Genomic DNA, 19,333 nt, shown 5'->3' with positions numbered 1-19,333 from the left:
CTCAGCAGCGCCGGTACACGTAGTTCGCCCAGTCCCGGTACGGTCCGGCGTCACCGACAACCCGGGCCTTGACGCTGACGCTGAACAGCGAGCTGTCGTGGTACTGGAAGGTGACCGAACCGGAGGCCAGGTTGTAGTGCGCCGAGGCCGCGCGGTACTGCCACCCCCAGTTGGCGAGGTTCTGCTTGCCACAGGACGAGAGGCGGCCTCGGGGGTAGCCGTAGTAGGGCCAGTCGTAGAAGCAGAACCACCCGGACGGGCAGTCCGCGCCGTACGTCCCGACCGGTCGGCGCAGGGTGACGACGAACGCCCCGCCGTCGTAGCTGATCTCGTCGGCGTTGATCGGCGTACCGCCGGGGTGCCACGCCAGGTAGCTGCGCATCTCCTGGTCGAGCGCGACCGGTCCGGGTCCGGCCGGGTCCGGTCCGGCCGAGGCGGGCGGGGCGGGCACCAGGGCCAGCACGCAGCCGAGAAGGCCGACGATCAGCGTACGGAACGGACGGGAACCAGCCATTCGACACCTCACGATGTGACACGCGGGGACGGGCGGGAGGCCGGACGGCTCGTCGCGTCGCCGGCCCGGGGGCCGGTCGTGCCGGGCACCCGTCCACGAGCATAGGAAGGCGACCTTCCTGATCGACAGGCCGACGAGTGTCGAAATATTTACCGAGGACTATTCGAACGATCACGGGAATGGCGCGGACGGCAGTTTCGTGGAAATTGCATGCCGGTGTGTGCCGCACCGGAAATGCCCACCCCGCTCCGGATCAGATCAGTCCCTCCCGGACCGCGTACGCGACGGCGTGGGTGCGGTTGCGGAGCTGGAACCGGGTGGTGATGTCGTGCAGGACGTTCTTGACGGTGCGCTCCGAGTAGCTGAGCTGGGTCGCCACCTCCCGGGTGTCCATCCCGTCGGCGACCAGGCGCAGCACCTGGCTCTCCCGGTGGGTCAGCCCGTTGACGTCGATGCCACGCGGGGCGAGCACCGTCCGCTGCAACCGGGTCACCTGCTTGACCAGCCGACCGAGCACCTCCGGTGGCATCGCCGCCCCGCCGGAGGCGGTGCTGACGACGAGTTGCGCGAGCCGGTGGCTGGTCGCCTCGGCCCGTGCGGCGAGCGCCCGTACGCCCAGCTCGACGGCGGGGATCAGGGCCAGGTCCGACTCGACCGCGGCGACCAGCACGAAACGCCGGCAGCCCAGCCGACGGACCGCCCGGAGCAGTTCCAGGGCGTCCTGGTCGAGGGTGTCGGCGGCGACCACCCCGACGGTGTCGGCGGTGACCTCGGCCTCGGCGACCACCTCGATCTCCATCCGGCCCCGGAGGGCGGCGGTGATGCCGGCGGTGGAGATCGGGTCGGGGGTGCGGATGTACGCCTGCGTGCGTCCGGTCATGAGGGTTCCCTGCCTAAGTGATCGAGCGGTTGCGGTAGCTCGGCCCCAAACGCTAGAGAAGCCCCGCCGGCCGGCACTGACGTCACACTGGACGCCGCCCCATCGACGGTGCTGCCCGATCCGACCGTCTCGAGCTGCCGGATTGCCCCTAGGGGCAACGACGTGCCGGTGGGGCACCGGCAGAAACCGGCAGGATCGGCTGCCCGGACGGACCCTCCACCGTGCGCTTCCCGCCGCTCGACGATCCACTGTCGCCCGGTGCCGCAGGGAGGGATCATGGACTCCGGGCCGGCACGTTCGGGCGACGTGCCGGCGCCGGTGGGGTCGCGGGGGCGGACAGGAGCCGTGATGATGGCGGACAACGGTGCCGAGCTGAGGCTCCGGCGGTTGCGTGCCGGGCTGACCCAGGAGGAGCTGGCCCGCCGGGCGGGGATCAGCGTCCGGGCGGTACGGGACATCGAACAGGGGCGGGTACGCGCGCCACGGCCGGGGTCGCTGCGGCGGATCGCCGAGGCCATCGGGCTGCCCGAGGCGCCCGGCGCCGGCGGGGCGACCGGGGGCGTACCGGTGCTGGGCATCGGGGTGCTCGGTCCGCTGAGCATCCGGCTCGACGACGAGCCGGTCGGGCTCGGCTCGGGGCGGCAGCGGATGCTGCTCGGCCTGCTCGCCCTGCACCCGGAGGCCACCGTCTCCCGCGAGGAGATCGTCGACGTCCTGTGGGGACACGACCCACCGGAGAGTTGCCTGAACCTGGTGCACACGTACGTGGCCCGGCTCCGCCGGGCCCTCGCCCACCCCGGCGGGGGTGGGGCGGCCGGCGGCACCACGGTCGTCCACACCGGTGGCGGCTACCAGCTGCGCGTCGGCCCCGGGCAGCTCGACCTGGCCCGGTTCACCGCCCTGATCGGCCGGGCCGAGGGCAGCGTCGCCGGTGACCTGGCCAGCCTGGACCGGCTGGCCGAGGCGCTGGCCCTCTGGCGGGGGCCGGCGCTGGTCGACCTGGGGCCCGGCGTGGCCCAGCACCCGACCGCCGTCGCGCTGAACCGTCGCCGGATCGCCACCGCGGTCACCTACGCCACCCTCGCCGTCGACCTGGGCCTGCCGGACCGGGCGGTCCGGGAACTCAGCGCGGTGGCCGGCCACGAGCCGTTGCACGAGCAGGTGCACGCCCGGCTGATGCTCGCCCTCGCCGCCTGCGGACAGCAGGCCCGTGCGCTGGCGCTGCACCGGAAGCTGCGGGACCGCCTCGCCGACCAGCTCGGGGTCGAGCCCGGACCGGAGCTGCGCGAGGCCCAGCTACGCGTCCTCCGGCAGGACCTGCCGGTGGCCGGGGTGCGGGCGGACACGCCGCTCCCGTCCCGGCCGACCACGCCGGCACCTCCCGGGCTCCCCGGTCACCGCCCGCCCGCCCAGCTGCCGGCCGACGTCGCCCACTTCACCGGCCGGAGCAGCCAGATGGCGGCGCTGGACGCGCTGCTGGCGGCGTCGACCTGCGGGCCGGTCGTCGTCGCCACGATCACCGGGATGGCCGGGGTGGGCAAGACGGCCCTGGCGGTGCACTGGGCGCACCGGGTCCGACCGCACTTCCCGGACGGACAGCTCTACGTCAACCTGCGGGGGTACGCGACGGCCAGCCCGGTCCGCGACGGCGAGGCGCTCGCCGGGTTCCTGCACGCGCTGGGGGTGTCCGCCGAACAGATCCCGGTGGATCCGGGGCAGGCCGCCGCGCTGCTGCGGACCCTGCTCGCCGGCCGTCGGATGCTGCTGGTGCTCGACAACGCGGCCAGCGCCGACCAGGTCCGACCCCTGTTGCCCGGTACCCCCGGCTGCATGGCACTGGTCACCAGCCGGGACCGGCTCAGCGGCCTGGTCGCGGTCGACGGGGCCCGCCGCATCCCCCTCGACGTGCTCACCGGCGCCGAGGCCAGCGCCCTGCTCTCCCGGATCATCCCGGCCGAGCAGGTGGCCGCCGCCCCGACCGAGATCGCCGAGCTGGCGGAGGTCTGCGCCCGGCTGCCGCTGGCGCTGCGGATCGCCGCCGCCGACCTGATCGACCATCCGGGCCGGCCGATCAGCACGCACACCGCCCGGCTCAGCGCCGGCAACCAGCTCGCCGGCCTGCGGGTCGAGGGGGACGACCAGGCGGCCGTCCGGGCGGCCTTCGACCTGTCGTACGCGGCGCTGCCCGCCTCGACCCGGCGGCTCTTCCGGCTGCTCGGTCCGGCTCCGGGGGCGGACGTGACGGTGCTGGCGGCAGCCGCCATCGCCGCGCTGGACCAGCCCACCGCCGCCCGGGAGCTGGACCGCCTCGCCGCCGCGCACCTGGTGCAGCAGCCCCGTCCCGGCCGCTACACCTTCCACGACCTGCTCCGGATCTACGCCGTCGAGCGGGCCGTCGCCGAGGATCCACCGCCGGAGCGGGCGGCCGCCGACCGGCGGCTCTACACCTGGTGCCGACGGCGTACCGAGGCCGCCGCGGCGGCCACGTACCCGCAGATGGTGCGCCTGCCGCCGGAGGACGTGGCCACCGCCGGGGCCGTCCGCGACGGCCCCGGCCCGGCGGACGGCCGACCGGCGGACGCCGGGCCGACGACGGCCGGGGAGCACCGGGCGGGCAGCCACCCCGACGGCGAGGGCTTCGCCTCGGCCGAGGAGGCGATGGCCTGGCTGGAGGCGGAACGGACCAACCTGGTCCGGGTCGTCGCGCACGCCGCCGAGCACGGCGCGGACCCGGCCGCCTGGCGGATCCCCGACGCGTTGCGTGGGTACTACCAGTTCCGGCCGCACAGCGACGGCTTCCTGGCCGCGACGCACGCGCTGCGGGCCGCGCAGGTCAGCGGGGACGCGGCGGGCGAGGCGGCGAGCCGACTCGGGCTGGCCAGCCTGCACCTGCGCCGCAGCGAGTACCGGGTGGGATTGGCGCACGCCTCGGCGATGATCGACGCGGCCACCCGGGCCGGTTGGCCGGAGGGGCTGGCGGCGGCGTACGGGACCTGCGGACTGATGCACCTGCGGGCCGGCCGGCTGGCCCAGGCGGCGGAGCTGACCCGGCGGGCGGTGGAGATCCACGAACAGCTCGGCGGGGCCGAGCGGTTGAGCACGAGCCTCGGCAACCTCGGGGTCATCTACCGGGACATGGGCCGGTTGCGCGACGCCGAGGAGGTCTTCCGACAGGGGTTGACCCTGAACCGGCTGACCGGAACCCGGATGAACGCCGGCATCAGCCTGAGCAACCTCGGCGACGTGGAGCACGCGCTCGGCCGCCACGACGAGGCCCTGGCCCATCTCGGCGAGGCGCTGGAGGTGAGCCGGGAGAGCGGCTACCGCCCGACCGAGGTGGAGAGCCTGCGCCGCCTCGCCGCGCTGCACCTGTACGGGGACGACGTGACCCGGGCCGCCGAGCTGGCCGACGCCGCGCTGGCCCTGGCGGAGCTGGTCGGCGACCCGTCGCAGCAGGCTGCCGCCCGTAACGTGCTGGGTGCGGTGCACCTGCGACGGGGCGACGGCGACGCGGCGGTGACCGAGCATCAGCGGGCCCTCGCGCTGGCCCGTGCCAGCGGGACGCACGGCGAACGGGCGGAGGCGCTGATCGGACTGGCCGAGGTGCACCGGCACACCGATCCGACCCGGGCGCTGGCCCTGGCCGGGCAGGCGTGGGAGGTGGCGCGGGCCGCCGGGTACCGGGTCTGGGAGGGACACGCTCTGGTGGCACGGGCCGAGGCGATGGGCGGCCGGGATCCGGTGGAAGCGGTGCGGACGGCCCGGGAGGCGCTGGCGACGCACCGGGAGACCGGCCACTTCCTCGGCCGGCTGCGCAGCCTGCGGTTGCTCGCCGAGATCGGTCCGGCCGCCGGTGTCGACCCGACGACCTACCGGCGTGCGGCCGACCGGCTCGCCGGGCTCGGCCGGACGTGGAACGGCGGCAGGTCACCCCACCTCGGCTGACGCCGGGATCACCCGACGTCGGCTGACGCCGGGCCCGACCGGGGACGGGCGGAGGTCCGCCCGCCCCCGGGTGGCGGCGGCCGGCGCGGGGCCGGATCCGCCGCCTCCGGTCACACCAGGTCGAACTCACGGGCCAGATACCGGAACCTCTCGACGGTGAGCACCGTGGCGAGGATCTGCTCGTCCTCCGACGAGAGGTCGTCCGCCTCGTCGTCGAGGACCTTGGCGAGGACCTGCCGCGCGGTGTCCGGGTCCACGTGGCCCAGCGGTTCGCGCTCCGCGAGGTCGTCGTCGGCGGGGGTCGTCCCGGTCACCGCGACCGGGTCGCACTCCGTCGCCCGGTCGTCCTCCACCGGGTCGGCGTACTCCCCGGCGGTGCGGTCGTGGCCGGGGTGCTCCTGCCCGGTCCACTGCTGGTCGCCGGTCCACCGCCCCTGGTCGTCGTAGCCGTACGCCGGGTCCTGGCCGGTCCACTGCTGGTCGCTGGTCCACTGCCCCTGGTCGTGCTGGCCGTGGTCGTCGTACGCCGGGTCGTCGCCGTGGTCGTCGTACGGCTGCTCGTCGCCCTCCGGAGCGTGGTAGGCGACGGTGCTCCAGCTCTGCACCACCGAATCGATCACGCGGGCGATCTCCGCCGCCGGCTCGCCCAGTTCGTCGAGGACGAAGAACTGCGCCGGCGGCACGGAGTTGGCGTACTGGTAGACGGTGTTGTAGAAGTCGGCCAGCCACTCGTTGCGCTGGTACCAGTCCGGGTCGCCCCAGTGCTCGCCGAGCAGGCCGGGCAGGAGTTCCCAGCTCGTCTCCGGCTGCTCGGCGAGGATCCGGCCGACGCTCACCGCCGTCCAGTTCAGATAGGCGTACGAGTCGTCCAGGCTCGCTGGTCCGGTGGTGTCGAAGGTCTCCGGGTAGCTGCTCATCTCGACTCTCCCTGTCAGCCCGTCACGGTGAAGTACTTGTTGCTGTCCTCGTCGAGCAGGCGCAGCACCGGGTTGCCGGACTGGTCGACACCGAGCCGGAAGTCGCCGTGGTTGTCGTGGGACTTCGACTTGCCCACCACCCCGGCGTGCTGGGCCCGCCAGGTGATCTTCACCTGGGCCCCGACCTGGCCGTCCACCTCCTCGATCCGGGCGCCGAACCGCAGGGTCGACGTCTCGTGGAACCGGTTCTTGACCGCCTTGACGTCGTACTTGGTGCCGTCCTCGCCGACCACGAGCGGGTCGCCCGCGACGGTGTCCAGCACGGTGAGCGACACGTCCCGGAAGCTGGCGTACCGGACCCCGTTGCGCTGGACCACCTGCCGGTTGCCGGACTGGTCCGGATCGGTGAAGTAGTGCACCAGCGTGTACCGCAGGAGCAGCAGAACCCTGATCTTGGTGCGGACCTGGGCGCCCAGCACGCCGCCGTTGCGGATGTACTCCAACCGCACCGCGCCCTGACGACCGTTCTGGCCCGCCCGCGCCACCACCCCGTTGGCGGCGGCGCTGTCGACGGTCAGCGTGTCCGGGCCGTCGAGCTGGTCGAAGCCGACGATCCGCAGACTGTCGTGCTCGTGGGCGGCGAGCGCGTTCGCGTCGCGCCCCGCGCTCCGGGCGATCTGGGTGGCGGTGAGCAGGGACACCCGGCCCGCCGGGGCCTGGGCCACGCCGATCACGCTCGGACGGTTGTGCACCCGTCCGCTCAGCGGGGTGATCCGGAAGTGCTTCTCGGTCCGGCCCTCACCGGGGGCGATCTCCAGCAACCCGTTGCTGTGCACCAGGAACGCGCCGACGTCGTTGTGGTTCAGCGCGAGCGTGGCCCCCATGACGGTCTTGGCCTGGTGCTGGACCCGGTAGTTGATCCGGAAGTGCGGCAGCCCGGTGGTGACCGGCGTGGTGTCGAAGACGAGGCTGCCCACCTCGTTGAACTTGTTGAACGGGTTCCGGCCCCGGCCGGTGGCCATCAGCGAGATGCTCAGTCCGGAGATACCCCACATCGGGTAGTCGGCGAGCGCGTTCAGGTGGCGGGTGCGCAGGTCCTGGCCGGCCTTGGGCACGTAGTCGAACGTGGTGAAGCGCACCAGCAGTTCCACGCAGACCCGCTTGCGGTCGGTCACGCCGACCTTGCCCCGGCGCAGGTAGCGCAGCCAGTACACGTGGTCCACGGACTGGCTGCCCCGGACCATGACGACCTGCCGGTCCCCGAGCGGGTTCGGCGAGGCCAGCATCTCCAGCGGCATCTCCTTCTCGAAGCGGGCGTCGTTGAAGCCGGTGACCTGGAACAGACCTTCGGTCAGCCCCCGTGCCTGGCCGGTGATGAACCCGGTCAGGCCGGCGGTGGTGTTGAGTACGATGGCTGCTTCTGCCACGGACGTACCTCCGTCTCGGGTGGACCGCCGGACGGGTGACCGGCGGTGGTGGTCGGGGTGGCGCGGCGGGCCGCGTCGGAAAGCGGTGTCACTCCCGGGCGAAGAACTCGAGTTCGCTGACGGTCACGTCGGTGCCCTTGTCGGCCCGGTAGACGTCGGTGACCTGGATCTGCACGCTGGTGACCTTCTTGGCGGCGGTCAGCGTGAGGGTCTGCGGCTCGCCGGTGTCCTGCACGGTCAGCGTGTCCGAACGGTTGGTGGACCAGACCAGGTGCAGCTTCGCCGGCCGGTGGGTGGCGGTGTAGTCCTCCGCCGTGCCGGCGATGACGATGAGCCGTTCCAGGTCGACCTCGGCACCGAAGCGCAGGGTCACCGTGGCCGGCCGGTCGGCGTCCCAGCGCACCTGCCAGTGCGTGTTGCGGTACTGGTCGACGGTGAGGTCCGGGCCGTGCTCGGGAACCGACTCGCTGCCGGTCACCTCCACCGGCCGGGCCGCCACGAACCGGGGGTTCAGTTTCCGGTCGACCCAGGCACGGGCGTCGCGCACCGGCGGCAGCACCACCGCGTTCACCCGTTCCCGCAACGGCGGATAGATCAGGTACGCGATGCCGAGCGCGAAGAGCACGACCGCGGCGACGGCGTTCGCCCGCTGGTAGATGCTCTGGAGCACCCCACCGGCACCGGTGCCCGAGCCGCCGCCCGGGGTGCCGGGCCGGGTACCCGCCTCGGTGACCTTCGGACCGCGCCGGGGCAGCAGCCGCTGCCACCACCGTCGGCGGACCACCTCGGCGGTACGCAGCGAGTCGCCGCAACGGCTACAGAACCGACGGGTCGGCGGGTTGCCCTCGCCGCACTCGCCGCAGATCAGGTCGCCCGGTTCGAGTCGGCGGGTGGCGGCACGCCGGCCGACGGTGGTGGTCCGGGGCCGGACCGGCTGCGGGGTCACCTCCTCCGGTTCGGCGTCGGCGGAGCCACCGGCCCGGGGACGCGTCGACGTACCGCCGGTCGTCCGGGCGGACGGACCGTCGGCGTCTCCGCCGGTCGCCACCAGCGGGCTGCTGTGCGGCGCGGCGAGCGCCCGCCGGGGACGGGCCGCCGGGACGTCCCCGTCCGGAGCGTCGGCCGCGTCGGCGGCGGTGGCGACGTCCGGACCGGCCGGCGCTCCGGACGCGGCCGTTCCGGGGGCACCGTCGTCCGGCGCGTCGGGGTCCTCGCCCTCGGGGGCGATCGCCGCCGGGCGGCGCGGCGGGGCCGGAGCGTCGTCCCCGGAGGTCTCCGTCCCGCGCCCGACCGGGCCGGCCGGCGGGGTGGTGGGCACCCCGAGTCGGGGCCCGGCGGGACGCTCGACCGGTCGGGGCAGCCGCGCGTTGGACACCCCGGGCGGCGGTGGTGGCAGCCGGCGGGGCGGAGCCGCCACGCCCGGGGGCCGGGTACCAGGTGGGCCGGCCGGACCGGTACCCGGCGGGACGGTACGCGGACCGGTACCCGGCGGGACGGTACGCGGACCGGTACCCGGCAGGTTGGCACGCGGACCGGTACCCGGCAGGTTGGCACGCGGACCGGTACCCGGCGGGACGGCACGCGGACCGGTACCCGGCGGGACGGTACGCGGGACCGCCGGTCCTGTGGTGCCCGGCGGGGTGGGGCGGGGCGCGCCGGGTGGACCCGGCCGCAGGCCGGGCGGCGCACCCGGCCGACCGAGGCCGGGCGGTCCGGGCCGGAGTCCGGTCGGGCCCCCCGCCAGCCCGGGTGGGCGGCCCAGCCCGGGGCCGCCTCCGACACCGCGCCCGGCACCGTCGGAGACCCGCACCACTCCCTCGTCGACCGCGGAGCCACCCGGCGCCGGGGCGATCACCCCGGCGAGGCGTTGCAGCAGGCCCGGTCGTTGTCGGGGGGCGGGCTCCGGCTCGGGTTCCGGCTCCGCGACGACCTTCGGCGCGGTCTTCTCGCCGGTCCACTCCAGGAAGCTGCCGCAGGAGCCGCAGAACGTGTCCGCGTCCCCGTTGTGGTTGCCGCACTCACGACAGACGATCACGGCCGAGTACCTCCAGGGTCGTCGTGACGTGGGCCGGTACGGCCGCACGGATCAGGTCCGTCAGGGCCGACCGGGTGACCCGCTCGGGGTCGTCCGCCCGGATCCGGACGTGCACCCGGGCCGGCGGGGCGGGGTCGGGGTCGGACCCGGGCCGGGTCGACCAGGAGACCCCGGCCGGGTCGACGATCTCCACCTCGCCCTCGGTGGCCAGCTCCAGCACGGCGCGCAGCCCGGCCGTCGTGCCGCGGATCCGGTGGACGGTGACGGCGGCGGCCACCATCGCCCGCTGCCGCCGCACCGGCCAGTTCTCGTCCAGGTGCGCGCCGACCCACTCGCCGAGCCAGAGCAGGACGTCCGGCGGGGTCAGCCACGGGTCGAGGTACGCGTCCAGGCAGTCCAGGGTGGACACCACCGGGGCGAGCACCTCGTCCAGCCCCCGGGTCCAGCGAACCAACAGGTCGTCCTCCTGCAAGAGGGCGGGCAGGAACCCGGCGATCGGGTACGGCATCGGCACGTCCACGAGACCGCGCATCAGTGCTCCTCCACCCGGAGCTGGTGGTCGAAGGAGAAGACCAGGCTGTCCGGCTCCAGGTCGATCCGGCCCGACTCGCCGCCCCGCTCACCGGTGACCGGGTTGGCCCCGAACAGCCGCAGGTCCTCCACCAGCTCCACGCCCCGGACCCGTTGCAGCACGGCGAACAGCTCACCGGCCTGCACCGGGCGACCGAACGGCCAGCCCCGCCCGTCGGGCCCGCCGCCGGGCAGCGGGCTGAGAAAGTCGTACAGGGCGGCCAGACCCTCGTCGCGGACCCGGTCCACCCGGACCCGGGGCCGGGCGATCACCCGGGCCACCACGGTCACCCCCCGGTAGCGGGGCGGCTCGACGACCACACGGGTGCCGACCAGCCGGGTCTCGTCGAGCCGCTCGGCCACCCGGCGGAGGCTCCGCTCGGCCGGGATCAGGTCCTCCAGCCGCAGCCGCCCCCGCTCGGCCGGTGCCGCCGGGACCACCAGGATCCGGGCCACCGGCGGGCCGTCGCCGTCGCTCGGCACGCAGCGCACCCGGGCCAGTTCGGGTGCGGCCTCACGGGCCAGCACCTCGTGGTCCTCGGCGGTGACCGCCCGGTCCCGGCTGCGCAGCGTGAGCGGGCCCCGGCGGCGGGCCTCGTCCAGCGTCTCCCCGTCCACCCCGCCGCTGGCCGGGTGCCGGTTCTCCACCCCGGCCACGTACGGGACGCTGGTGCGCAGCGCGCGGAGCACGCCCGCGCCGACGTTGCCCCGGCTGCCACCGCCGACCGCGTACCGGCGCAGCCGCAGCCGGCTGCCCCCCGGCGGTACGGCACCGTGCCGGCGCAGCGTCCCGTCGGGCTGACGGACCGCCGGGCCGAGGACCACCTCGCCGGTCACCCCGTCGAGCACGAAGTGCGGGTCGTCCGGGCCGCTGCCGGCGAAGTGCCGTACCGGCGTCCACGGCTGCCAGCCCTCGTCCGAGCTGACCTCCAGCACCGGGTCGCCGAGATCGACCAGCACCGGCGTACGGGAGAGCCGGAACCGTTGGCCGGGAACCCCCTCCGATTCGCCGATCTCCTCGTCCTCGACCAGGTCGGCGTGGACCGCGTCGGTGGTGCCGCCGACGGTGTTGGCGGCCAGCCCGAGCACCACCGGGGAGGCGCTGTACGCCGGCTGTCCCGCCTCGGGCTCCACCACCCGGGCCCGCAGCCAACCGGCGAGGACGCCGTCGACCAGGGTGGCCTGGTGCCCCTCGGGCACGTGCAGCAGGATCGTCCCGGGCCGGTTGAGCGCGCCGGTCTCGTCCAGGCTGATCTCGCACCCCCGCCAGCCGTCCGCCACCCGCGCCTCCCAGAGCAGCGGCGGGTGCAGCGGATTGACGCCCACGCCGTCCACCCGGCCCTCGAACTCCAACCGCACCGCGCAGCCGCCGACCGGCCGGTCCAGGCCGACCAGCAGTTCGTCGCCGGGCTGTGGAACGGCGGAGAAGGCGGTCACCGGGCCACCGAGTTCCAGGGCGGCGGTCTGGTCGGTGGTCCCGTCGGCGGTCCGGACCCGGAGGTGGGTCAGGGTGCACGGCGGCACGACGAGGTCGGTCAGGGTGGTGAAGACCAGGGGGTCGTCGCCGTCGGCGACGGTGACCGCGCGGGTGCCGGCCGGGACGACCTGGGTGGCGCGGGCCGGCGTGGAGAGCCAGAACGTCACCGTGGTCCGGGCCGCCGTGGGCGGCACCAGGCGGACGCCGATCAGCTCCAGGAACGTGACGTAGAGCCGGTCCGGTACCCGGTTGAGCCGGTAGATGAGCTGGTCGGTGAGGGAGGCGAAGGTTTCGATCAGGGTGACGCCGGGGTCGGCCGGGTGCAGGTCGGTCCACTCCGGACAGCGGTCGGCGATCAGCCGACGGGCGTCGGCGACCAGGTCGTCGTAGCCACGGTCGTCGAGCGCGGGCACGGGCAGGGCCATCAGCGCACCCCCGTACCGGCCGGGGTCGGCTCGCCGGGCAGGGTGCGCAGGTCGAGGTGGAGGCTGTGCGGGTCGTCGGTGCCCCGGACCCGGTAGCGGATCTCGATCCGCAGCAGCCCGTCGTCGCCGGCCGGGTCGTCGGTGACGGCGACCTCGTCGACCTCGGCGCGGGGCTCCCAGCGTTCCAGCGCGGTACGGATCTCCACCGCCACCGCCCGGCGGGTCGCCAGGGTGGTCGGCTCGAAGACGAAGTCCCGCAGCCGCGAGCCGAACTCCGGCCGCATCGGCCGCTCGCCGGGATACGTCGCCAGGATCACGCACATCGCCTGTTCGAGCAGGGCGGTTCCGCTGACCGTGGCGAGCCCGCCGTGGGGTTGGACGCGCAGGGGGAAGGCACACCCGGTGCCGATGACGTCGGCCTGCATGGCACTCCTCAGTTGAGCTGGATGGGTTTGCCCTTGATGGCGGTCGCCGCGGTGCCGCTGATGCTGATCTGCGTACCGTCGATGTCGACCGTCTTGGCCTTGAGCTTCAGGCTGGTGCCGCCGTCGAGGGTCATGCTGCCGCCGGGCCCGGCCTTGATCTCCACGGCGGTCTGCCCGGTGCACTCGATGACCAGCTTCCCGGGCTGGTCGGGTGCGCAGCGCAGGGTGACCTCGCCGGCCACCTGGTCCATGGACAGGGCGAGCTTGTCGCCCGGCGTGCCGAGGACGACGGCGGCGGCGGTGGGCCGTCCCTTGCCACCGGGGGGCACCTCGTCGTGGAAGACCAGCCGGTTCCCGGCGGGCGAGACGAGTCCACGCCGGATCACCGCGCCGGCCTCCCCGACCGACTTCACGCCGCTCGCCCCCGGCTTCGTCGACGCGGTCCGCGCGCCGCCGTCCAGGCCGTACCCGGTGTGCCGGCTGGGCAGGCTGCCCAGCACGTACGGCCGGCGCACGTCGCCGAACTCGAACGCGACGAGCACCTGGTCACCCGGCTCGGGCACGAAGAACGCCCCGGCCGCCGGACCGGCGAAGAGCTGCCCCACCGGCGCCCAGTCGGTCTCGTGGTCGGGGGACAGCCAGGGCAGCGTCAGCTTCACCCGGCCCAGATGCTGCGGGTCCCGGACGTTGCTGACCACCCCGCAGACCACCCCGTCGAGCCGGCCCGACCCCGGGCCGCCGGTGTCGCCGGGGTCGGTCAGGCCGAGCAGGGAGCGGTCCTGTCCGCCGCCGACGGTGAACTCGGTGCGGTACCCGTCGGCGGTTTCGTCGAAGACGTGCCGGGCGGCGCTGACGGTCCAGGTGCCGGCGAACGGGGCGGGTACCCCGGCCACCCGGACCGCGCTGCCGGCGACCAGCCGGGCGTCGCCGAGGGCCTCCCCCTCGGCCTCGGCGAACGAGCCACCCAACCCGGCCGCGAGGCTGGCCGCCACCGTCCGGACCGCACCGTCGGAGCGGTCCGGCACGGGCAGTCCCCGCCCGACGAGGACGTGGGCGCGCGGGCCGGGGGCGGGGCCGACGTCGCCGGCCGCGCCGCCCGCCCGGGGCGGGGCCGGGGCACCCCGGGGGACGAAGGAGTCGGCGGCGGCGGACGGGGTCCGGCCCGCGCCGAGGTTCGCGCCGTCGGCGGTGGTCGCGGTACGGCTCGCCACCACGGTCGCCGCCACCGGGTCCCAGGCCCGCACCTCCACCTCGGGGGCGAGGTTGCCGGCGGTGACCCGGGGCAGGAAACGACGCAGGTTGCCCCGGAAGGTCAGCGGCAGCGGCGCGCCGGCCCGGCGGACGGTGGCGGCCGGCCGGAAGTGGAACCGGTCCCCGTCCGCGCCGACCTCGTAACCGAGCTCCCGGGCCCGGCCGGTGAGGAACTCCCAGTCGGTCTGGTCGACCTGGGCGACGTGGGCGAGTCTGCCCCCGGTCGCCCCGATCGTGCCGACGGTCAGCTTGGCGGCGGTGGCGACCTGCCGGGCGATGTCGGCGTCGGACTGGTTGAGGAAGGTCCGGGTCCGGCGGACCCGATGCAGCCGGTGGTCGTGGGTGTAGCCGCGCACCACCACGTACGCGCTGAGGTCGGCGAAGACCCCTTCCAGGGCGGTCACCTCACCGCTGATCAGCCGGTGCTCGGCCGTGCCGTCCTCGGTGGGCCCGAAGACCCGCACCACCGTGCCGAGCTGGAAACCCGCCCGGGTGAGCAGGTCGTCGTCCAGGTCGGCGAAGGTCAGCTCGAACATGTCCGGCACGCCCGTCCGGGTGTCCACCACCACCCGGACGAGCTGCGTCGCCACCGTCTCCGGCAGGTCCCGCCCGCCGCTGCCGGTGGTGACCCGGGGGCGCAGCACGCTGGTACCCCAGAGCAGGTGGTGCCGGTCCACGCCGGTCACCGCCGTACTCCCGGCAGCCGGGCTCCGCCGGTGGCGGCACCCCGGGCCTGGGCGCGCGTCGGGTCGTCGACGTCGGCTGCGGCGGCCCGTTGCCGCCACTGGGCCGGGTCGGTCCAGACCGACCGGGGCCGCGCCGGGGCACCCGCCCGCCGGGGGAAGATGTCCCCCTGGTAGACGACCAGGTCCAGGGTGGCCTGGGCACGGACCGGCTGGCCGTTGCCGTCGAACCGGGTGAGGTTCACGTTCAGCGTGCTCAGCTTGACCTCCATGGAGAGCTGTCCCCAGGTGAAGGTGAGCGGGGGAAGGTCGGCGTCGTTCGGCGTCTGGCCCCGGTCGCCGAGGCTGGGCGGGCCGGAGAAGGCGATCAGCTTCTGGACGTCCTCGGCCACGCCGGTGCCGACCAGGAGCACCTCCCCCGCCGACACCCGCAGGGCGCTGTCCGAGGCGACCACCACGCTCCGGCCCTGCCCGACGAGCTGGCTGGGCCGGGAGGAGCGGGTGATGTTCATCCGCGCCGGGTTGTAGGCGAAGGTGACCGAGCCGAGCGTCGACGACGAGAGCGTCGCCGTGGCCGCCCGGGACTGGAGGTCGGGGAAGAAGCCCTCGTGCACCAGCTCCAACCGCTCCACCGCCACCTGGTTGGTGTCGGCGGAGAGGTCCGGGCCGGCCCAGGACGACGGGCGCACACCGTAGAGCACCCAGCTGGCGGTCGCCTCGCCGTCGGCGTCCAGCAGGGTGATCCGGGCGGTGGTACGGGTGCTGTCGCCGGTACCGTCCTGCCAGGACTGCAACACGCGGACCAGCCACTGCTGCAACTGCTCGGACTGGTCCCGCTGGACGGCGCGTTCCAGCACGACCGGCGGATAGCTCACCTCACCCGGCAGGTGGTACTGCCCGACGTAGTCGCCGGCTACCCGGACCACCTCGGGCTTGAAGTCCGCGCGCAGGCCCCGGCACGACTTCCAGAGGCCGAGCTGCACGTCGCCGACGGTCACCCGGAACCGCATGGCCAGACCGAGCTTCGGGGTCGCCCGGACCCCGGGGCCGGTACGGAACAGCTGGGCCAGGCCGCCGGAGGTCAGCCCGTTGAGGGTCTGGTTCGGGTCGCCCAGCATCCCGCCGAGCTGGCTCGGGGAGATCGCCATCGCTGTCCGTCCTTCGTCTGGGTGGAGGTGCCGGGTCGGGGTCGGTCGGGCCGGCGGAATCGGGGCCTGGGTCGTTCGGGTCGGCCGGGTCGGGGTCGGTGGTCAGAGGGAGAACGAGACGTCGTCGTCGAGAAAGCCGCCGTGCGCCAGTTCGAGGGTCTCGACCGCGACGCCGGCCCGGCTCGGGTCCAACTCGGACACCGACCAGCCGACCGGGAAGAAGTGCCGCAGCTCCCAACCGACGATCTTGATGCCGAGGCTGTCGACGAGCTGGATGCTGCCGCTGCACGGCTGGTAGCGCCGGGCCTGCTGGCAGAGCCACTCCTGGACCACCTGCGAGTCGAAGCAGACCGCCCGGCTCAGCCGGATCCGGCTGTAGGTCGGGTTGCCCACGTAGCTGAACAGGTCGTTGCTGTCCCCGGCGCGGTACTCGCAGACCTGCCAGGTCACCCCGAGACCGGAGACCCGGGACCAGGAACCGAGGTTGTAGCGCTCGTCGTCGATCACCACGAGGTACCGGTGGTTGACCCCGGTGACCTCGAAGAAGCCGCCCATCAACCGGGCTGCGGTGGAGAGTCCGCCGGCCATCGTGTACCTCCTCGTCGTCTCGGTCGTCGTGCGCGGGGATCAGGGGAACCGGGCCAGCCGGCCGCCGCGCTCCCGGTCCAGCAGCAGTTCCTGCCGCAGTCGGCCCCGCAGCCGCCCGTACAGGCGGCCGGCGAGTTCCTCCAGGTCGTCCGGGCTGTCCAGGTCGACCGCGCGGCCGGGCAGCCGCTCCCTGAGCCAGGACCGCAGCGACGCGGCCTCCCGGCCGAGGCGGGCCACGGTCGCCTGCTCCCGGTCGGTCGCGGTCCGCAGCTCGTCGCGGAGCCGCTCGACCGCGTCGCGGACCTCGGCGAGTCGCCCACCGCCCCGGTCGAGCGCCGGTGGGGCGGTCGCGGCGGCGAGCTCGGCCCGCAGCGCCGCCCGTACCTCCGGGTCGAGCGCCGGCCCGGCGGGTGGCTCGGTCGGCCCGCTGCCGTCCTGCCGGGCCACCTCCGCGCGTACCAGTTCCCGCAGGTCGGTCAGGGCGTCGCCGGCGCCGCCCAGGGGCGCCCGCTGCACCGGCTGGCCGGTCGGGGGCGATCCGGACGGCGGGCCGGCACGCCAGGTCAACCCACCGTCCGGAGTGGCTCCCCAGGTGCCCACTCCGGGCACCGGCGTCGTCCCGGCACCGGCCACCGGGGTACCCGTCGGGCCGCTCGGCCGAGCGGTGCCGGCCCCGACCGGGGACCCCGACACCGGGCCGTCGGGCAGCAGCGGTACGGCGGGTGCCAGCGGCCCCGCTCCGGCGGGCGCGGAGCCGTCGCCGAAGGCGTACTCGGCGGCGAGCGCGCGGGCCTCCAGGTCACGTCCGGTATCCGAGAACTCCGCCGGGGCCGGCCCGCCGAGCGTGTGCTGCTGCACCACGTGCGTCAGCTCGTGGGCGAGCAGGGCTCGGGCGGGCGGCGCGTCGAGCGGACCCACGTCCGCCGGCAACAGCACCTCGCCGTCCCGCGTGGCGGCGCGCGCGCCGGCCTGCCGCACCAGGGCGGTCGCCGCCGCGTCCCGGCGCACCGGCACACCGGAGACGTCCACGCCGTAGCGGTGCCGGAAGCCGTCGACCAGCGCGGCCGGCACCGGGGACGGCGACTCCTGCGGGGCGACGGGTGGGTCCGTCGCCGGGCCGGGGTCGACCGCCCGGTACCGCAGCGGCACCGTCGGCAGCCGATCCGGTCGGTCCTCCACCGGCACCGTGCCGGTCGTCGAGCGCGGCGACGACGGCGTCCGGGGAGGACGCCCCGCCGGCCCGGCGACCGGCGGGTGGGGCCAACCGCCGTCCGGACCGGACGGGACGGGCTGTCCGGCCTGCTCGTCCGTGGCCGGTGCCGGTCCGGTGCCGGGGACCGGCACCGGCCACGGGTCCGCGACCGCCGGCGTACCGGTGGCGGGCCCGGCCGGGGTTTCCGGGCGCCGTGCGGGCGGGCCGGCGGCGCCCGGTGCGGGCGCGCCGGAGGTCGGTGCCGTTCCACTGCCGCCCGGGACGACCGGGCCGGGCAACGGCGGGGAGCCCGGTTCGTCGCCCCGACCGGTCCGGTCGACGACGCCCCGGACGTCCGGCGCCGGCGGGCCGGCGGCCGGCGCACCCGGAACCGGCGGACCGAAGCCGGGCGACCGACCGCTGGCCGGAGGGTCGACGGGCGGACCCGGGACCACGACGGCCGGGAAGCCGACAGCCGGCTCCGGCACCACGGCGGCCGGGGAAGCGACGGGCGGCGGGGTGCCGGTGGGGGCGACCGGTCCGTCGGTGGGTCCGGCCGGCCGGGGTACGGCGGGTGCCGGTGGCTCCCCCGTACGCCGGGTCAGGAACCGGGCCGGTGACAGGGCGGGGTGACCGGCGGTCGGGGCCGGGCCGGTCATCGGGGCGACCTCGGCGGGGGCCGGGGTGGCGGTGCCGGCCGGAGTGGGGGCGGGCCTGCTCGGGGCGGGGGCGGTGCCGGCCGGAGTGGGAGCCGGGCCGGCCGGAGTGGGGGCGGTGCCGGTCGGGGCTGGGGCCGGGCCGGTCGGGGCTGGGGCCGGGCCGGTCGGGGCTGGGGCCGGGCCGGTCGGGGCGGGGTATGGCGGCAGCGGGCGGGGCCGGGCGTCGCCGGGCGTCGCAACGCTCGGCGTCCCCTGCGGATCGACGTCCGACGGGGACGTCCGGGCCGGCGGAGGGCCCGAGGGCTTCTCCTTCGCCCGGGTCGGTGTGCCCCGGCGGGAGACCACCTCGACCGGACGGACGGAACGGCCGTCCGCCGGGGTCGGCGCGGGTCCGGTGGCTCCGGCGTCGGGCGACCGGTCGGTGGGGCCGGGTGGTCGTGCGGCACTGTCCCGGCGGGGCGGACGCGCCGTGTCCAGCGTCCGGGCCGGGTCCGCGGCGCGGGTGATCTCCGCGGCGCGGTGGACGTCCTCGAAGCCGGGTGGGGGCCAGACGGCGGCCGTGGGCAGCCCGGCAGCGGCGAACTGGGCGGCGGTCCGGGCCGTGGTCCCGTCCCGGTTCTGCTGGTACGCCGACCGGTCGGGGGTCCCCTCCGGTCCGCCGGTCGGCACGGGCACCGTCTCCCGGTCGTCGTCGTGGTCCGTCCCGGTGTGGCCGGCGGCGGTGACGGACGGAGGTCGGGGTGCGGTGGGGGTCGGGTCGGCCGGACGGGCGGTGCGGGTCGGCCCGACGGTGGGCGTCGGCCGGGGCGGGTCGGCCGGACGGGCGGCGGGAATCGGGGTGGCCCGCCGAACGGCGCCGGCCGGTACGGGATCGCCGGCCGGGCGGGCGGCCGGTGGGGCGACCCCTGCCCCCCGCCCGGGGCCGAGGGTGGCCATGGCCGACACGGGTGCCACGGTCAACGGGGGCGCTCCGACACTCGTCCAGCCCAGGGCGTCCGGCGTGGCCGGGCGGACGACGGCCGACGGGGGCCGTCCCCGGTCCGCGACGACCGGGACGACCCGTTCGGCCACGGCGGTCGACTCCCCGTCGGGGCCGACCGGTGTGGACGTCCAGGTCACCGCCGCCCGGGGCGGAACGGACGCCGCCACGGTCGGCCGGCGGCGCGACCGGGTCAGCCGGAACGGCCAGTCCATCAC

Annotated in this window: 13 protein-coding genes; 1 reads left to right on the top strand and 12 read right to left on the bottom strand. The window is 75.6% G+C overall.

Annotated features, from left to right (window positions below; all coding sequences use genetic code 11):
• Position 1: 1 nt before the first annotated feature.
• Entirely contained in the window at positions 2-514 is a 513-nt protein-coding gene (locus tag AB0F58_RS22660) for a hypothetical protein (protein ID WP_357146208.1), read from the bottom strand.
• Positions 515-767: 253 nt separating this feature from the next.
• Positions 768-1,394, bottom strand: coding sequence for a response regulator transcription factor (locus tag AB0F58_RS22655; RefSeq protein ID WP_357146205.1), 627 nt, complete (start codon positions 1,392-1,394; stop codon positions 768-770).
• Positions 1,395-1,742: 348 nt separating this feature from the next.
• On the opposite strand from AB0F58_RS22655, the gene AB0F58_RS22650 reads away from it, so the two are divergent.
• Positions 1,743-5,339 (top strand): BTAD domain-containing putative transcriptional regulator, encoded by a 3,597-nt coding sequence (locus AB0F58_RS22650; protein ID WP_357146202.1) that lies wholly within the window; start codon positions 1,743-1,745, stop codon positions 5,337-5,339.
• Positions 5,340-5,449: 110 nt separating this feature from the next.
• Here the strand turns inward: AB0F58_RS22650 and AB0F58_RS22645 are convergent, their stop codons facing one another.
• The 10 genes from AB0F58_RS22645 to AB0F58_RS22600 form a co-directional block, all read right to left on the bottom strand.
• Positions 5,450-6,256: a hypothetical protein gene (locus AB0F58_RS22645; RefSeq protein WP_357146199.1), complete on the bottom strand. Its 807-nt coding sequence runs from the start codon at positions 6,254-6,256 to the stop codon at positions 5,450-5,452.
• Between the two features lie 14 nt (positions 6,257-6,270).
• Positions 6,271-7,683, bottom strand: coding sequence for a hypothetical protein (locus tag AB0F58_RS22640; RefSeq protein WP_357146196.1), 1,413 nt, complete (start codon positions 7,681-7,683; stop codon positions 6,271-6,273).
• Positions 7,684-7,771: 88 nt separating this feature from the next.
• Complete coding sequence (locus AB0F58_RS22635; RefSeq protein ID WP_357146193.1) at positions 7,772-9,718, bottom strand: hypothetical protein; 1,947 nt, start codon at positions 9,716-9,718, stop codon at positions 7,772-7,774.
• Entirely contained in the window at positions 9,702-10,250 is a 549-nt protein-coding gene (locus AB0F58_RS22630) for a phage tail protein (protein WP_357146190.1), read from the bottom strand. Before AB0F58_RS22630 ends, AB0F58_RS22635 begins: the two co-directional genes overlap by 17 nt.
• Positions 10,250-12,190, bottom strand: coding sequence for a putative baseplate assembly protein (locus AB0F58_RS22625; protein ID WP_357146187.1), 1,941 nt, complete (start codon positions 12,188-12,190; stop codon positions 10,250-10,252). The genes AB0F58_RS22630 and AB0F58_RS22625 overlap by 1 nt, the downstream gene beginning before the upstream one ends.
• Positions 12,190-12,615 carry a GPW/gp25 family protein gene (locus tag AB0F58_RS22620; RefSeq protein WP_357146184.1) on the bottom strand — a complete coding sequence of 142 codons (426 nt, stop codon included), beginning with the start codon at positions 12,613-12,615 and terminating at the stop codon, positions 12,190-12,192. The genes AB0F58_RS22625 and AB0F58_RS22620 overlap by 1 nt, the downstream gene beginning before the upstream one ends.
• Positions 12,616-12,623: 8 nt before the next feature.
• A complete protein-coding gene (locus tag AB0F58_RS22615; RefSeq protein ID WP_357146182.1) occupies positions 12,624-14,552 on the bottom strand; it encodes a phage baseplate assembly protein V in 1,929 nt (642 codons plus the stop codon).
• The gene (locus AB0F58_RS22610) at positions 14,549-15,697 is read right to left on the bottom strand and encodes a phage tail protein (RefSeq protein WP_357146179.1); all 1,149 of its coding nucleotides are present in this window, start codon (positions 15,695-15,697) and stop codon (positions 14,549-14,551) included. The genes AB0F58_RS22615 and AB0F58_RS22610 overlap by 4 nt, the downstream gene beginning before the upstream one ends.
• Before the next feature lie 102 nt (positions 15,698-15,799).
• A complete protein-coding gene (locus tag AB0F58_RS22605) occupies positions 15,800-16,285 on the bottom strand; it encodes a phage tail protein (protein ID WP_357146176.1) in 486 nt (161 codons plus the stop codon).
• Positions 16,286-16,324: 39 nt separating this feature from the next.
• A complete protein-coding gene (locus tag AB0F58_RS22600; RefSeq protein WP_357146173.1) occupies positions 16,325-19,330 on the bottom strand; it encodes a DUF4157 domain-containing protein in 3,006 nt (1,001 codons plus the stop codon).
• Between the last annotated feature and the right edge of the window lie 3 nt (positions 19,331-19,333).

Origin of the sequence: Micromonospora sp. NPDC023956, assembly GCF_040639195.1 — a bacterium.
Classification (GTDB): domain Bacteria; phylum Actinomycetota; class Actinomycetes; order Mycobacteriales; family Micromonosporaceae; genus Micromonospora.
The sequence above is the reverse complement of the archived record's forward strand: the minus strand, read 5'-3'. Positions and strand labels throughout refer to the sequence as shown.

Coding starts and splice junctions, on each gene's coding strand:
- AB0F58_RS22630 (WP_357146190.1), bottom strand. CDS start 10,250: ATGCGCGGTCTCGTGGACGTGCCGATGCCGTACCCGATCGCCGGGTTC.
- AB0F58_RS22625 (WP_357146187.1), bottom strand. CDS start 12,190: ATGGCCCTGCCCGTGCCCGCGCTCGACGACCGTGGCTACGACGACCTG.
- AB0F58_RS22655 (WP_357146205.1), bottom strand. CDS start 1,394: ATGACCGGACGCACGCAGGCGTACATCCGCACCCCCGACCCGATCTCC.
- AB0F58_RS22605 (WP_357146176.1), bottom strand. CDS start 16,285: ATGGCCGGCGGACTCTCCACCGCAGCCCGGTTGATGGGCGGCTTCTTC.
- AB0F58_RS22610 (WP_357146179.1), bottom strand. CDS start 15,697: ATGGCGATCTCCCCGAGCCAGCTCGGCGGGATGCTGGGCGACCCGAAC.
- AB0F58_RS22645 (WP_357146199.1), bottom strand. CDS start 6,256: ATGAGCAGCTACCCGGAGACCTTCGACACCACCGGACCAGCGAGCCTG.
- AB0F58_RS22660 (WP_357146208.1), bottom strand. CDS start 514: ATGGCTGGTTCCCGTCCGTTCCGTACGCTGATCGTCGGCCTTCTCGGC.
- AB0F58_RS22620 (WP_357146184.1), bottom strand. CDS start 12,615: ATGCAGGCCGACGTCATCGGCACCGGGTGTGCCTTCCCCCTGCGCGTC.
- AB0F58_RS22650 (WP_357146202.1), top strand. CDS start 1,743: ATGATGGCGGACAACGGTGCCGAGCTGAGGCTCCGGCGGTTGCGTGCC.
- AB0F58_RS22600 (WP_357146173.1), bottom strand. CDS start 19,330: ATGGACTGGCCGTTCCGGCTGACCCGGTCGCGCCGCCGGCCGACCGTG.